This window comes from Pseudoxanthomonas sp. LjRoot143 (genome assembly GCF_964252945.1).
Classification (GTDB): Bacteria; Pseudomonadota; Gammaproteobacteria; order Xanthomonadales; family Xanthomonadaceae; genus Pseudoxanthomonas_A.
On sequence record NZ_CAXUPM020000001.1, the window covers coordinates 339618 to 351888 of the forward strand.

The following is a 12271-nucleotide window of genomic DNA, read 5'->3' on the forward strand; positions in this document are numbered from 1 at the left end:
GGCCGCGGGCGGGGCGGTGGGCGATCAATCCGCGTCGTTCGCCGCGGCGTCACCGCTGACGCGGATGCCGGCCGGGGTGTCCCGGTCGATGCGCTCATAGCGTCGGTCCGCAGGAGGCTGCTCGGTGATCTGCAGGACGCCGGCGTCGTCGCGCCATCGGTACAGCGACGGGCGCGCATCACGAACCTGCGCGGCGGCGGCCTGTTCGGCGCGGGCCTGCTTGCGTGCGGTGGTGTCGGGCGATTCGCGGGACAGCCACCAGGCGGTACCGACACCCAGTGCGACGCCTGCCGCGATCGCCAGCCAGGCGCGCATCCGCTGCGATCAGGTGCCGGCGGACGTGCAGTAGGCCCTCACCGCGGCCTCGGCGAGGTTGCGCTGGTTTTCGCGACCGGCGTCGTCGAGGGTCGTATCCGGCTTGCCGTCGCCGTCGGTGTCCTGCTGGATCGTGCCCTTGTTGGCCGCCAGGATCTGCAGGTTGCCGCGTGCCGCCGTGCACTGCGCGTTCTCGACGGCCTTGCCGGCCGGCTGGGACGTTTCCGCGGCCGCAGCCCCGTACTGGTTGATGCGCCGGTTCTGCACGGGCTGGTTGGGCGGCGGGCTGTCCGAGTAGTGGGTCACGCCGTTCTTGTCCTTCCACTGGTAGACCTGCTGGGCCTGCACGGTGGTGGCGGTCGCCAGGCAAAGCGCCAGCACGGTGAGGCAGGGCAGGAGGCGCATGGGAAGCTCCGGATCGCGGGAGGCCTGATTGCAGCACCCCCGGGGCGCGCAGGCAAGCCGACCGGCGGACCGCTGGGCTAAACTGCGACCCATGAACGAAATCAAGCCGCCCCCGCGCTCGCGAGGGATCTACCTGTTGCCCAACCTGTTCACCACCGCCGGCCTGTTCGCGGGGTTCTTCGCGATCATCGCCGCGGCCAACGGCCAGTTCGTCAATGCCGCCATCGCGGTGTTCGTGGCGGGCCTGATGGACGGCATCGATGGACGCGTGGCGCGGCTGACCGGCACCAGCAGCGAATTCGGCGTGCAGTACGACTCGCTGGCGGACCTGGTCAGTTTCGGCCTGGCCCCGTCGCTGGTGATGTACCACTGGTCGCTGTCGGCGCTGAAGTTCGACGGCACGGTGATGGGCCGGGTCGGCTGGGTGGTGGCGTTCCTTTACGCGGCCTGCGCGGCGCTGCGGCTGGCCCGCTTCAATACCCAGGTCGGCACCGTGGACAAGCGCTGGTTCGTCGGCCTCGCCAGCCCGGCGGCGGCGGGCCTGATGATGTCCTTCGTCTGGGCCTTCGCGGATGGCGAACTGGGCTGGACCGGCGAGGAGCTGCGCTACGTGGCGCTGGCGGTCACGCTGGTGGCGGCCCTGCTGATGGTCAGCCGCATCCGCTTCTGGAGCTTCAAGGGCACGGGCGAGGGCGGGGCCAAGGCCGACCGCATCCCGTTCGTGGTGCTGGCGCTGGTGCCGCTGGTGCTGGCGATCCTCTTCATCGACCTGCCGCGCACGCTGTTCGCCGTGGGCGTGGTGTACGCGCTGTCCGGTCCCGGTTTCTGGCTGTGGCAGCGCCTGCGCCGGCAGAAGGACGCCGCGGCGTGACCCTGGCGGCGGACCGCCTGTGGTCGGCCGAGCAGCAGGGCTGGCTGCGCGCGCTCGGCCATGCCGTCTACCTGCCGGCCGACTGGCCGACCGAGGCGGGTGCACCGGTGGTCGCGGAGGCGCCTGTCGCGCGTACCGAAGCCGTCGATCCGGCACCTACCGCACCTGCCGCACTCGCGCCTCGCGCCCGCCCGCCGGCCCGTGAGGCCATGGATACGCCGGCGCCCGTGCGCCCGCCGCCCGCGCCACGGGCCGGTGGCGCGAAGCTTCCCGACCGGCTGCATTTCGCGCTGATCCGCGCGTCCGGCTGCAATCCCAATGCGCCGGGCGCAGCGGCGCTGTTCTCGCAATGGCCCAGTTCGGCGGACCTGCGTGGCAACCCGGCAGCCAAGCGCGCGCTGTGGCCGACCTTGCGCAGGTTGCGGCGGGATTCGCCGGCATGAGCGCGCTGGGCGTCGAGGCCTCACCGGTGTCCACGTCCAGCCTGCGGCCGATGCGCGAGGGCGACCTCGACGCGGTGATGGCGATCGAACAGCGCGCCTATCCGTTCCCGTGGACGCGCGGCATCTTCAAGGACTGCCTCAAGGCCGGCTACCCGTCGTGGGTGCTGACCGAGCACGGCCTGGTGATCGGCTACGGGCTGCTGAGCATCGCCGCCGACGAGGCGCACGTACTGAACATCTGCATCGCACCCGAGCGGCAGGGCCGTGGCCTCGGTCGTCACCTGCTACGGGCGCTGGTGAAGATCGCCCGCGATCACCGCGTGCAGCGCGTGTTCCTGGAAGTGCGCCCGTCCAACCCGGGTGCGATCGTCCTGTACCACAGCGAAGGCTTCAACGAGATCGGCCGCCGCCCGCGCTATTACCCGGCGAAGGACGGTCGCGAGGACGCGCTGGTGATGGCGATCGAACTGGTCGCGGACGACATCACCACGATGCCGCCGCTGTAGGGCGGGCCCGGGCCCGCCATCGCATGCTGTGACGATCTCAGCGTCATCCCGGCCTTCGCCGGGATGACGAGGCTCAGAGCTTCGCGCGCTGGCCGTGCAGGGCGGCGAGCTGGTTGCTCCAGTCGACCAGGCGCTGGCGCTCCTGTTCGACCACCGCCGCCGGCACCTTGTCGGTGAACTTGGCCAGCTTGGCTTCGCTCTTGTCCTTCTCGCCGGCGACGCGGGCGATTTCCTTGTCCAGGCGCGCGCGCTCGGCGTCCAGGTCGACCAGGCCTTCCAGCGGCACCAGCAGCTTCAGCTCGCCGACCACGGCGGCCGCGGAGGCGGGCGCATCGGCACCGGCATCGAGCCACGCGATGTCGTCGAGCTTCAGCAGGAACGACAGCGACGACGCGAAGCGCGCGATGCGGGCGCGATCGTTGCCGGTGCCGTCCTGCAGCAGCAGGCGCACGGTCTTGCCCGGCGAGACGTTGAGCTCGCTGCGCACGCGGCGCAGCGTGGAGACCATCGTCTTCAGCCATTCCACATCGGCGTCGGCCTGCGCGTAGTCCTGGCCGGCGAAGTCGTCCGCCGTCGGGTAGGGACGCAGCGAAACGGTACCGCCGTCGATGCCGAGCTTCGGCGCGACCTGCTGCCACAGTTCCTCGGTGACGAACGGGGTCAGCGGATGCAGCAGGCGCAGCAGCGATTCCAGCACGTACAGCAGCGTGTGGCGCGTGCTGTCGGCCGCGTCCTTGTCGTCGCCGTTGAGCGCCGGCTTGGCCAGTTCGACGAACCAGTCGCAGAACTCGTTCCACGCGAACTCGTACAGCGCCTGCGACAGCAGGTCGAAGCGGTAGCCGGCGAACTGCGTGCCGGCCTCGGCGGTGACCTTGGCCAGGCGCGACAGGATCCACTTCTCGGCATCGGTCTTCGGCTGCGGCGCACCGGCGGCGGTGAAGCCATCGGTGTTCATCAGCACGAAGCGGGTGGCGTTCCACAGCTTGTTGCAGAAGTTCTTGTAACCCTCGGCGCGACCCATGTCGAACTTGATGTCGCGGCCGTGCGTCGCCAGTGCGGCGATGGTGAAGCGCAGCGCATCGGCGCCGTGCGGCACGATGCCGTCCGGGAACTCCTTGCGCGTGGCCTTCTCGATCTTCTCGGCCATCTTCGGCTGCATCAGGCCACCGGTGCGCTTGGCCACCAGGTCCTCCAGCGAGATGCCGTCGATGATGTCGAGCGGGTCCAGCACGTTGCCCTTCGACTTGGACATCTTCTGGCCGTCCTTGTCGCGGATCAGGCCGGTCATGTAGACGTCGCGGAACGGCACCTTGCCGACGAAGCTGTCGGTGGCCATGACCATGCGCGCCACCCAGAAGAAGATGATGTCGAAGCCGGTGACCAGCACCGACGACGGCAGGTAGCGGTCGAAGCCACGTTCGGCCATCGCCTGCTCGTTGGGCCAGCCCATCGTGCTGAACGGCCACAGCTGCGAGGAGAACCAGGTCTCCAGCACGTCGCTGTCCTGCGTCAGTGCGACGTCGGCGGACAGGCCGGCGTTCGCGCGCGCTTCTGCTTCGTCGCGGCCGACGTAGCAGGTGCCGTCGGCGTCGAACCACGCGGGAATGCGGTGGCCCCACCAGAGCTGGCGGCTGATGCACCAGTCCTGGATGTTCTCCATCCAGTGGCGGTAGGTGTTGATCCAGTTCGGCGGGACGAACTTCACTTCGCCGGACTCGACGAGTTCGAGGCCGCGCTTGGCCAGCGCGTCCATCTTCACGAACCACTGGTCGGTCAGGTACGGCTCGATCACCTGGTTGGTGCGGTCACCGCGCGGCACCTGCAGCTTGTGCGGCTTGGTCTCGACCAGCAGGCCGAGGTCTTCGAGATCCGCCAGCACGACCTTGCGCGCTTCGTAGCGATCCAGGCCACGGTATTTTTCCGGCGCGTTGTCGTTGATCGCCGCGGTCGGCGTCAACAGGTTGATCAGCGGCAGGTCGTGGCGCAGGCCCACCTGGTAGTCGTTGAAGTCGTGCGCAGGCGTGACCTTGACCACGCCGGTGCCGAACTCGCGGTCGACGTAGTCGTCGGCGATCACCGGGATCTCGCGGTCGGTCAGCGGCAGCTTCACCGTCTTGCCGATCAGGTGGGCGTAACGCTCGTCTTCCGGATGCACCATCACGGCGGTGTCGCCGAGCATCGTCTCCGGGCGCGTCGTCGCGACGACCAGCGTTCCGCTGCCGTCGGCGAGCGGGTACTCGATCGACCACAGGAAGCCGTCTTCCTCGACGTTCTCCACTTCCAGGTCGGAGATCGCGGTCTTCAGCACCGGGTCCCAGTTGACCAGGCGCTGGCCGCGGTAGATCAGGCCCTGCTGGTGCCAGCGCACGAAGGCCTCGATGACGGCTTTCGAGGCGTCCTCGTCCATCGTGAACGTGCTGCGCGACCAGTCGCCGGATGCGCCCATGCGGCGCATCTGACGCTCGATGGTGTCGCCGGACTGCGCCTTCCACTCCCACACCTTGGCGATGAAGCCATCACGGCCGAGCGAATCGCGGGTCTCGCCCTTGCCTTCCTGCGCCAGGTTGCGGCTGACCACCATCTCGGTGGCGATGCCCGCGTGGTCGGTGCCCATCTGCCACAGCGTGTCGTAGCCGCGCATGCGGTGGTAGCGCACCAGCGCGTCCATCAGCGTGTGCTGGAACGCATGACCCATGTGCAGCGTGCCGGTGACGTTCGGCGGCGGCAGCAGCACGGTGTACGGCTCACCCTTGCCACTGGGCTTGAAGTAACCGGCGGCTTCCCACTGCGCGTACAGGCGGGATTCGAAGGATTTTGGGTCGTAGCTGGAGGCGAGGTCGGTCATCTTGTTCGTCGTTCCCGCGAAGGCGGGAATCCAGTGTCTTGGAGTGTCATCGATTGAGGTACTGCAGTGCTGGACGTCGCTGGGTTCTCGCCTTCGCGGGAATGACGATTCACTACATGTCGTGCTTGTTCACTTCAAAGCCGCGTGCCTTGTACTGCTTCCAGCGCTCGCGCAGCGGTTCGCGTGCGGACGGATCGGCCGGGACCACTTCCAGCACGCGTTCGCAGGCGCCGGTGAAGGCGTCGTCGCGCAGGTTGATCACCAGTGCACGCGCAGGCACGTCGACATCGGGCGTGGCGATCAGCACGGGCGTCAGCTCGTCCTCTTCGTCGCCGGCGATCTGGTGCGGGATGTAGGCGTCCGGATCGAACTCCCACAGCAGTTCGTCCAGTTCCTCCGCCTGCGCAGCGTCGCGCGCCAGCACCAGCGTCCACTGGTTGCTGTCGTAGGCCTTGCGGGCCAACTCGCAGACCAGCTTGAGCGGTTCTTCGAGGAAGCGCGGCTTGGCGATCAGGTAGAAATCGGCACGGGCCATGGCGTGGGGGCAGCGTCGCCGATCAGGCGACGCGGTCCAGCAGCCACTGGCTCAGCAGGCCGACCGGGCGACCGGTGGCCATGCCGCGCTTGCCTTCGTCGTTCGATACACCGGCAATGTCCAGGTGCGCCCAGCGCTGGCCTTCGGTGAAGCGGGCCAGGAAGCAGCCGGCGGTGATCGCGCCGGCCCAGCGGCCGCCGATGTTGTAGACGTCGGCGAAGCTGGATTCCAGCTGGGTCTGGTACTCGTCCCACAGCGGCAGGCGCCAGGCGCGGTCGAACACAGTTTCGCCCGCACCCAGCAGTTCGTTGCTGAGGTCGTCGTGCTTGCTCATCAGGCCGCTGGCGTAGCGGCCCAGCGCCACGATGCAGGCGCCGGTGAGCGTGGCGACGTCGACCAGTGCGGCCGGCTTGAAGCGCTCGGCGTAGGTCAGCGCGTCGCACAGGATCAGACGACCCTCGGCATCGGTGTTGCCCACTTCGATCGTCTTGCCGGACATGCTGGTGATGACGTCGGACGGGCGGTAGGCGTTGCCGTCGATGGCGTTCTCCACCGCCGGCACCACGACCACCAGGTTCAGCGGCAGCTTCATCTTCACGGCCGCCACGAAGGTGCCGATGACGCTGCCGGCACCCAGCATGTCGTACTTCATTTCCTCGATGCCGCCCTGCGTCTTCAGGTTGACGCCGCCGGTGTCGAAGGTGATGCCCTTGCCGACCAGCACGTACGGCTTGGCGTCGGCGTCGGCCGCGCCGTTCCACTTCAGCACGATCAGGCGGGGGCGGTTGGCCGAGCCGCGGGCGACGGCCAGCAGCGAGCCCATGCCGAGCGCTTCCATCTGCGTCTCGTCGAGGATCTCGGCTTCGGCGCCGTTCTCCGAGGCGAACTGCTGTGCCTGCTCGGCCAGGTAGGCCGGGTTGCAGATGTTCGGCGGCAGGTTGCCCAGCTCGCGGGTCACCTGGACGCCGGCGGCGATCGCGATGCCCTGAGCCAGCGCCTGCGCGTCGTCGCCGCTGATGGCGAACTGGGTCAGGCCCGGATCGTCGTTCTTCTTCTTGCCCAGCGTGGCGGTGTAGCGGTAGCAGGCGTGGTCGGCGGCGATCACGGCCTGGCGGATCTTCCACGCTGCGTCGCGGTCCTTCACGGCCACTTCGGACAGGGTGAACAGCGTGCTGCGCACCGGGCCGAGCTTGAGTGCACGGGCGGCGTCGCCGACGGCCTTCAGGTACTGGGCCACGCCGAACTTGGCGGCCTCGCCGAGGCCCACCACCAGCACGCGCGGCGCGGTCACGCCGGGCAGGTCGTGCAGCAGGGTGGTCTTGCCGGTCTTGCCGCCGATGTCGCCCCGCTGGACCAGTGCCGACAGCTTGCCGCCGCTGGCCGCGTCCACGGCCTGGGCCGCCGGTGTCAGGCTCTTGTCGGCGTAGGCGCCTACCACGACGCAATCGACGCCGGCCTGGGCGGGGGCTTCGTGGTTCAGGGTGAATTCCAGCGTCATTGATCAGATTCCCGGTTCAGTTACGTACAATCGCGGGCCGGATGAAAGGTGGCTGACGCCATCCCGGACCGCAGAGACCGCCGCCGCAGGCGCGGCGCACAAGCCCGAGATTGTAAATCAAGCCCCCCTGATGCCGAAGCTGGACCGCTACCTCTTCCGGGAATTCACCCAGAGCTTCCTGGCCACCCTGATCATCCTGCTGATGGTCAGCGTGGGCGGCGTGATGGCGGACCTGCTGGGCGACGTGGCCGACGGCAAAGTGCCGGCGCGGCTGCTGCTGTCGCAGCTGGGCCTGCAGTTCATCAATTACATGCCCTACATCATCCCGCTGGCGTTGATGCTGGGTCTGTTGCTGGCGTTCTCCCGCCTGTACCGGGACTCCGAAATGGCGGTCCTCACCGCGGCCGGCATCGGCCCGCGCCGGCTGCTGCGGCCGCTGATGATGCTGGTGGTGCCGGTCGTGATCGTGGTCGGCATGTGCTCACTGTGGCTGGGCCCGTGGGCCCTGCGCACCGCGCAGCACATGCTGGAGCACGCCAACCGCAGCCTGGTGGTGTCCGGGCTGGATGCCGGCAAGTTCACCGTGCTGTCCAGCGGTGCGGTGGTCTATGTCAGTGCGCTGTCGCCCGACGGCACCGGCCTCAGCAAGGTGTTCATGCATCGTGCGAACGAGGGCCGCATCGACGTGGTGACGGCGAAGTCCGGGCAGATGTTCTTCGAGGGCGAGCGCAACCGTTACCTGCGCCTGGACGATGGCTTCCGGGTCGAAGGTCCGGATGGCGCGGGTCTGGATTACCGCCTGATCCGCTACAAATCCAACGAAGTCGCGCTGCCCGACCGCGCCGACACCCTGGACAAGGACGATCCCGAACTGCTGCCGACCCCGCAGCTGCTGTCCGACCCGCGCCCGGACGCGAACGCCCAGGTGCACGCGCGGCTGACGCCGCCGCTGCTGGCGCTCGCGTTCGCGCTGCTGACCCTGCCGCTGTCGCGCAGTTCGCCGCGGCAGACGCGCTACGGGCGGGTGATGCTGGGCTTCCTGGCCTATCTGGTCGGCATCAGCCTGATGTTCAACGGTACCCAGTTGCTGGCCGACGGCAAGCTGCCCGGCATGGCGGGCCTGTGGTGGCTGACCCTGCCGCTGCTGGCCGCGGGCCTGTGGTTCTATCTGCGTGACGGCCAGCTGTCGCGGCCGCGGAGGCGCGCATGAGGCTGTTGCCGCGCCTGCACGACACCTATGTGGGCCAGGTGGTCCTGGTCACCGTGCTGCTGACCTGGGCGGTGCTGGTGGGGCTGGACGTGGTGATGGCGCTGTCCGGCGAGATCGGCGACCTAGGCACCGGCAACTACACCTTCGGCCATGCCGTCGCGTGGGTGCTGTACACCGTGCCGCGCCGCGCCTACACGATGTTCCCCACCGCGGCCGTGATCGGCTCGCTGATGGGCCTGGGCCAGCTGGCGGCCAGTTCCGAACTGACCGCGCTGCGTGCGCTCGGCCTGTCGCGCCTGCGCCTGAGCGTGTCGGTCGCGGCGGCCCTGGCGATCCTGACCGTGCTGATGGTGTTCAGCGGCGAGACGCTGGGTCCGTGGGGCCAGCGCCAGGCCGACGTGCTGAAGATGAGCGCGCGCACCGGCAATGTCGCGATGGACCGCTACTCGGGCCTGTGGGCGCGCGAAGGCAACACCTTCCTGTACGCGCAGAGCGGCGAGGAGAAGCAGCAGGCCGGCGGCAAGGTCGCGCTGCAGCTGCGCGACGTGCGCATGTACGAACTGGCCGACGACGGCCGGCTGGCGTCGATCGCCCATGCCGCCACCGCCGAGCACCAGGACGGCTTCTGGTTGCTGAAGAACGTGCGCCGCACCACCTTCAAGGAGCGCTCCGCCGTGCAGACGACGGTGCTGGGCGAACGTTGGGAGTCGGAGCTGGACGCGGCGGTGCTGTCGTCGAGCTTGGTGCGTGCGCGCAACATGCCGAGCAGCGAGTTGAGCCAGAACATCGACTATCGCAAGCGCAACGGACTGGATGCGCGCGACTACGAAGACCAGTACTGGGCCCGCTGGTTCTATCCGCTCAATGTGCTGGCGCTGTGCCTGGCCGCCATCCCGTTCGCGTTCGGCAGCCTGCGCAGTGGCGGCATGGGCAAGCGGCTGTTCCTCGGTATCGTGTTCGCCGTGGGCTTCTACGTGCTGCAGACCATGTTCGTGCGGCTGGCCGGCGCCTTCCGGCTGGACTACCGCGTCGCCTACGCGATTCCGCCGTTCGCCCTGCTGGGCATTTCCTGGTTGATGTTCCGGCGCAGAAGCCGCTGACGCGGCGTCAGCGACGTTTCGGCAGACGCACGATGCGCGTGCCGCTGAAACGATCGTGGAAGGCCAGGCGGTCGCGGTCCAGCCATGCCCACCAGAAGCCCAGGCCCGCCGCGAGCAACGACACCGTCGCCAGCGCGTAGCGACGCCATAGCGTGGCCAGCGTCGGCGCGCTGCCGTCGGACGCGATCACTTTCAGCCGCCACGGCCGCATGCCCAGGGTCTGTCCGCCGCGCAGCCAGCTGAAGGTGGCGTACAGCCCCGCGACGCCCCAGCAGCAGGTCCACAGCAGCCACCACATCGGGCTGTACGGCTCGATGTTGTGGCGGACGTTGTCGCTGATCACCACGTCGACGAGCACGAACGGGATGGCCGCGGCGATCCACATCGCCAGCACCGGCCAGAAATCGTAGAGCAGGGCGAGCAGGCGCCAGCCGATCAGGGCGCGGGGTTTGTCGGGGGCAGGGGCGGGATCCGTCATCGCGACAGGATACCGGCTAACCCCGGGCAACCTCCCCCTGGTGGTGTGGGAGCGACGTCAGTCGCGATGGACGACGCGGCGGAGGTTCCTTTCGCGACTGATGTCGCTCCCACAGGAAGCCGCTGCATCCAAGCAGCGGGTGCATCGCCTAAGCTGGCGGCATGTCTTCCCGCACGCCCGCCGATCGCCGCCAGCAGGCGAACGCCCTGCCGCCCGTTCCCGACGCCGATGCGGCCGACATCGCGGCCTTCCTCGATGCGATCTGGGCCGAAAGCGGCCTTGCCCGGCCGTCGCTCGACAGCTACCGGCGCGACCTGGAGGGCTTCGCACGCTGGCGCAACGGCCGCGAGGGCGGCCTGGCGGCGGCGGATCGCGCCGGCCTGTTCGACTACCTGGCCTGGCGCACGCGTGGGGGCTATTCGCCACGCAGCAATGCGCGTCTGCTGTCCGCCCTGCGTGCCTTCTTCGCCCATCGGCTGCGCCGCGGCCTGCGCCGCGACGACCCGACCGCGCTGCTCGAACCGCCGCGCCTGCCGCGCTCGCTGCCCAAGGCGCTGGCGGAGACCGAGATCGACGCGTTGCTGGCCGCGCCGGATATCGGCACGCCGCTGGGCCTGCGCGACCGCGCCATGCTGGAGCTGATGTACGCGGCCGGCCTGCGCGTCAGCGAACTGGTCACGCTGCCGGCGACGGCGGTCAACCTGCGGCAGGGCGTATTGCGGGTCACCGGCAAGGGCAGCAAGGACCGGCTGGTGCCGCTGGGGGAGGAGTCCCAGCACTGGCTGGAGACCTATCTGGCGCATTCGCGGCCGGTTCTGGCGGGCAAGCGCAGCGTGCCGTTCCTGTTCGTCGGCGCCACCGCCGAGCCGCCGACCCGGCAGCAGTTCTGGGCCCTGGTGAAGCGCTATGCCGCCGTGGCCGGGATCGACCCGGTCCGCATCAGCCCGCACGGGCTGCGGCACAGTTTCGCCACCCACCTGCTCAACCGCGGGGCTGACCTGCGCGCGCTGCAACTGCTGCTGGGGCACAGCTCGCTGTCGACCACCCAGATCTACACGCTGGTGGCGCGCGAGCACCTGGAACAGCTGCACGGGCGCCATCATCCGCGCGCGTGAACCATGTCACGCTGGCGGATGGTTAAGCCGCCCCGCCGCCGCCCTGTGCCAGAATCTCGGCCTGTTCCTGCCAGCCAGCCGCCCTGCGGCCCCTCCCGGATGCCCTTGATGCCCCGCCTGATCGTCGCCGCCCTGCTGGGCGCCCTGAGCCTGACCGCCTGCGCCCAGGCCCCGCAGCCGCCCGCCAAACAAGAGGCCGCCGCGCCGGCCCAGCCCCCCGCGTTCAAGCCGGGTCAGGGTGCCACGCCCGACGAGCGCGCGCGCTCCGCGGTGGCGCAGCTGAACCCGCGTGCCCAGGTCGACTACGTCGGTGCCGCCCCGCTGCCGGGCTTCCGCGAGGTGATCGCCGGCGGGCAGCTGCTGTACGTCAGCGACGACGGCCGTTACCTGATGCAGGGCGCGGTGATCGACCTGCAGCAGCAGGAAGACGTGATGCAGAACAGCGCCGCGCTGGCGCAGTACCGCACCAAGCTCATCGGCACCATCCCGCATGGCGAGAAGATCGTGTTTGCGCCGCCGAACGCCAAGTACACGGTCACCGTGTTCACCGACATCGAGTGCGGCTACTGCCGCAAGCTCCACGAGGAGATCGCCGAGATCAACCGCCAGGGCATCGCGGTGGAGTACCTCGCGTTCCCGCGCATGGGCCTGGGCAGCAAGGACCACAAGGACATGATCTCGGTCTGGTGCGCGCCGGACCGCAAGCGCGCGCTGACCGACGCCAAGGCCGGCAAGTCGATCCCGTCGCGCGACTGCAAGAACCCGGTGACCATGGAGTTCGATGTCGGCCAGCGCGTCGGCGTGAGCGGCACCCCGGCCATCTTCTCCGCCGAGGGTATCCAGCTGGGCGGTTACCTGCCGCCGGCCGCCCTGCGCGCCAAACTGGACGAACTGGCGGCCAAAACGGCGCCGCCTGCCGCCGCAGGCGCCGCTCCCTGACCCGAACGAAG

Annotated in this window: 13 protein-coding genes; 7 read left to right on the top strand and 6 right to left on the bottom strand. The window is 69.1% G+C overall.

From position 1 onward, the window contains the following. Positions 1-24 precede the first annotated feature (24 nt). Positions 25-315 carry a DUF4124 domain-containing protein gene (locus ACSQ1W_RS01575; RefSeq protein ID WP_436041402.1) on the bottom strand — a complete coding sequence of 97 codons (291 nt, stop codon included), beginning with the start codon at positions 313-315 and terminating at the stop codon, positions 25-27. A gap of 9 nt (positions 316-324) precedes the next feature. Further along, positions 325-720 (bottom strand): DUF4124 domain-containing protein, encoded by a 396-nt coding sequence (locus ACSQ1W_RS01580; RefSeq protein WP_436041403.1) that lies wholly within the window; start codon positions 718-720, stop codon positions 325-327. 91 nt (positions 721-811) lie between these two features. On the opposite strand from ACSQ1W_RS01580, the gene pssA reads away from it, so the two are divergent. Genes pssA through rimI form a run of 3 tightly spaced genes read left to right on the top strand, consistent with a single transcriptional unit; the run spans position 812 to position 2540 of the window. Continuing rightward, positions 812-1591, top strand: a complete 780-nt coding sequence (gene pssA, locus ACSQ1W_RS01585) for a CDP-diacylglycerol--serine O-phosphatidyltransferase (protein ID WP_436041404.1) — start codon at positions 812-814, stop codon at positions 1589-1591. 2 nt (positions 1592-1593) lie between these two features. Further along, a complete protein-coding gene (locus ACSQ1W_RS01590; protein WP_192271361.1) occupies positions 1594-2034 on the top strand; it encodes an alanine acetyltransferase in 441 nt (146 codons plus the stop codon). Beyond that, positions 2031-2540, top strand: a complete 510-nt coding sequence (gene rimI, locus ACSQ1W_RS01595) for a ribosomal protein S18-alanine N-acetyltransferase (protein WP_192270451.1) — start codon at positions 2031-2033, stop codon at positions 2538-2540. Before ACSQ1W_RS01590 ends, rimI begins: the two co-directional genes overlap by 4 nt. Positions 2541-2613: 73 nt before the next feature. On the opposite strand, the gene ACSQ1W_RS01600 is transcribed toward rimI, so the two are convergent. From ACSQ1W_RS01600 to ACSQ1W_RS01610, 3 genes are all read right to left on the bottom strand, one after another. Continuing rightward, positions 2614-5385 carry a valine--tRNA ligase gene (locus ACSQ1W_RS01600; RefSeq protein ID WP_436041405.1) on the bottom strand — a complete coding sequence of 924 codons (2772 nt, stop codon included), beginning with the start codon at positions 5383-5385 and terminating at the stop codon, positions 2614-2616. Positions 5386-5497: 112 nt separating this feature from the next. After that, positions 5498-5920 (bottom strand): DNA polymerase III subunit chi, encoded by a 423-nt coding sequence (locus ACSQ1W_RS01605; protein WP_192270442.1) that lies wholly within the window; start codon positions 5918-5920, stop codon positions 5498-5500. Positions 5921-5942: 22 nt separating this feature from the next. Continuing rightward, entirely contained in the window at positions 5943-7418 is a 1476-nt protein-coding gene (locus ACSQ1W_RS01610) for a leucyl aminopeptidase (RefSeq protein WP_436041406.1), read from the bottom strand. Between the two features lie 130 nt (positions 7419-7548). Here ACSQ1W_RS01610 and lptF point away from each other — a divergent pair, with 130 nt between their 5' ends. Continuing rightward, entirely contained in the window at positions 7549-8628 is a 1080-nt protein-coding gene (lptF, locus tag ACSQ1W_RS01615; protein WP_436041407.1) for an LPS export ABC transporter permease LptF, read from the top strand. Then, positions 8625-9728 carry an LPS export ABC transporter permease LptG gene (lptG, locus tag ACSQ1W_RS01620; RefSeq protein WP_192270436.1) on the top strand — a complete coding sequence of 368 codons (1104 nt, stop codon included), beginning with the start codon at positions 8625-8627 and terminating at the stop codon, positions 9726-9728. Before lptF ends, lptG begins: the two co-directional genes overlap by 4 nt. A 7-nt stretch (positions 9729-9735) precedes the next feature. Here lptG and ACSQ1W_RS01625 read toward each other — a convergent pair whose 3' ends face one another. Continuing rightward, the gene (locus tag ACSQ1W_RS01625; protein ID WP_436041408.1) at positions 9736-10206 is read right to left on the bottom strand and encodes an RDD family protein; all 471 of its coding nucleotides are present in this window, start codon (positions 10204-10206) and stop codon (positions 9736-9738) included. Between the two features lie 161 nt (positions 10207-10367). Here ACSQ1W_RS01625 and xerD point away from each other — a divergent pair, with 161 nt between their 5' ends. Together xerD and ACSQ1W_RS01635 are read left to right on the top strand one after the other, a co-directional pair. Further along, positions 10368-11321: a site-specific tyrosine recombinase XerD gene (gene xerD / locus ACSQ1W_RS01630; protein ID WP_436041409.1), complete on the top strand. Its 954-nt coding sequence runs from the start codon at positions 10368-10370 to the stop codon at positions 11319-11321. A gap of 108 nt (positions 11322-11429) precedes the next feature. Next, positions 11430-12260, top strand: a complete 831-nt coding sequence (locus ACSQ1W_RS01635) for a DsbC family protein (protein ID WP_436041410.1) — start codon at positions 11430-11432, stop codon at positions 12258-12260. Positions 12261-12271 lie beyond the last annotated feature (11 nt).

What these genes read in the sequence shown, in the direction of transcription:
- ACSQ1W_RS01610 (WP_436041406.1), bottom strand. Translation starts at nt 7,418, where the DNA reads ATGACGCTGGAATTCACCCTGAACCACGAAGCCCCCGCCCAGGCCGGC.
- lptF (WP_436041407.1), top strand. Translation starts at nt 7,549, where the DNA reads ATGCCGAAGCTGGACCGCTACCTCTTCCGGGAATTCACCCAGAGCTTC.
- ACSQ1W_RS01600 (WP_436041405.1), bottom strand. Translation starts at nt 5,385, where the DNA reads ATGACCGACCTCGCCTCCAGCTACGACCCAAAATCCTTCGAATCCCGC.
- rimI (WP_192270451.1), top strand. Translation starts at nt 2,031, where the DNA reads ATGAGCGCGCTGGGCGTCGAGGCCTCACCGGTGTCCACGTCCAGCCTG.
- ACSQ1W_RS01635 (WP_436041410.1), top strand. Translation starts at nt 11,430, where the DNA reads ATGCCCCGCCTGATCGTCGCCGCCCTGCTGGGCGCCCTGAGCCTGACC.
- xerD (WP_436041409.1), top strand. Translation starts at nt 10,368, where the DNA reads ATGTCTTCCCGCACGCCCGCCGATCGCCGCCAGCAGGCGAACGCCCTG.
- ACSQ1W_RS01580 (WP_436041403.1), bottom strand. Translation starts at nt 720, where the DNA reads ATGCGCCTCCTGCCCTGCCTCACCGTGCTGGCGCTTTGCCTGGCGACC.
- pssA (WP_436041404.1), top strand. Translation starts at nt 812, where the DNA reads ATGAACGAAATCAAGCCGCCCCCGCGCTCGCGAGGGATCTACCTGTTG.
- ACSQ1W_RS01605 (WP_192270442.1), bottom strand. Translation starts at nt 5,920, where the DNA reads ATGGCCCGTGCCGATTTCTACCTGATCGCCAAGCCGCGCTTCCTCGAA.
- ACSQ1W_RS01575 (WP_436041402.1), bottom strand. Translation starts at nt 315, where the DNA reads ATGCGCGCCTGGCTGGCGATCGCGGCAGGCGTCGCACTGGGTGTCGGT.
- ACSQ1W_RS01625 (WP_436041408.1), bottom strand. Translation starts at nt 10,206, where the DNA reads ATGACGGATCCCGCCCCTGCCCCCGACAAACCCCGCGCCCTGATCGGC.
- lptG (WP_192270436.1), top strand. Translation starts at nt 8,625, where the DNA reads ATGAGGCTGTTGCCGCGCCTGCACGACACCTATGTGGGCCAGGTGGTC.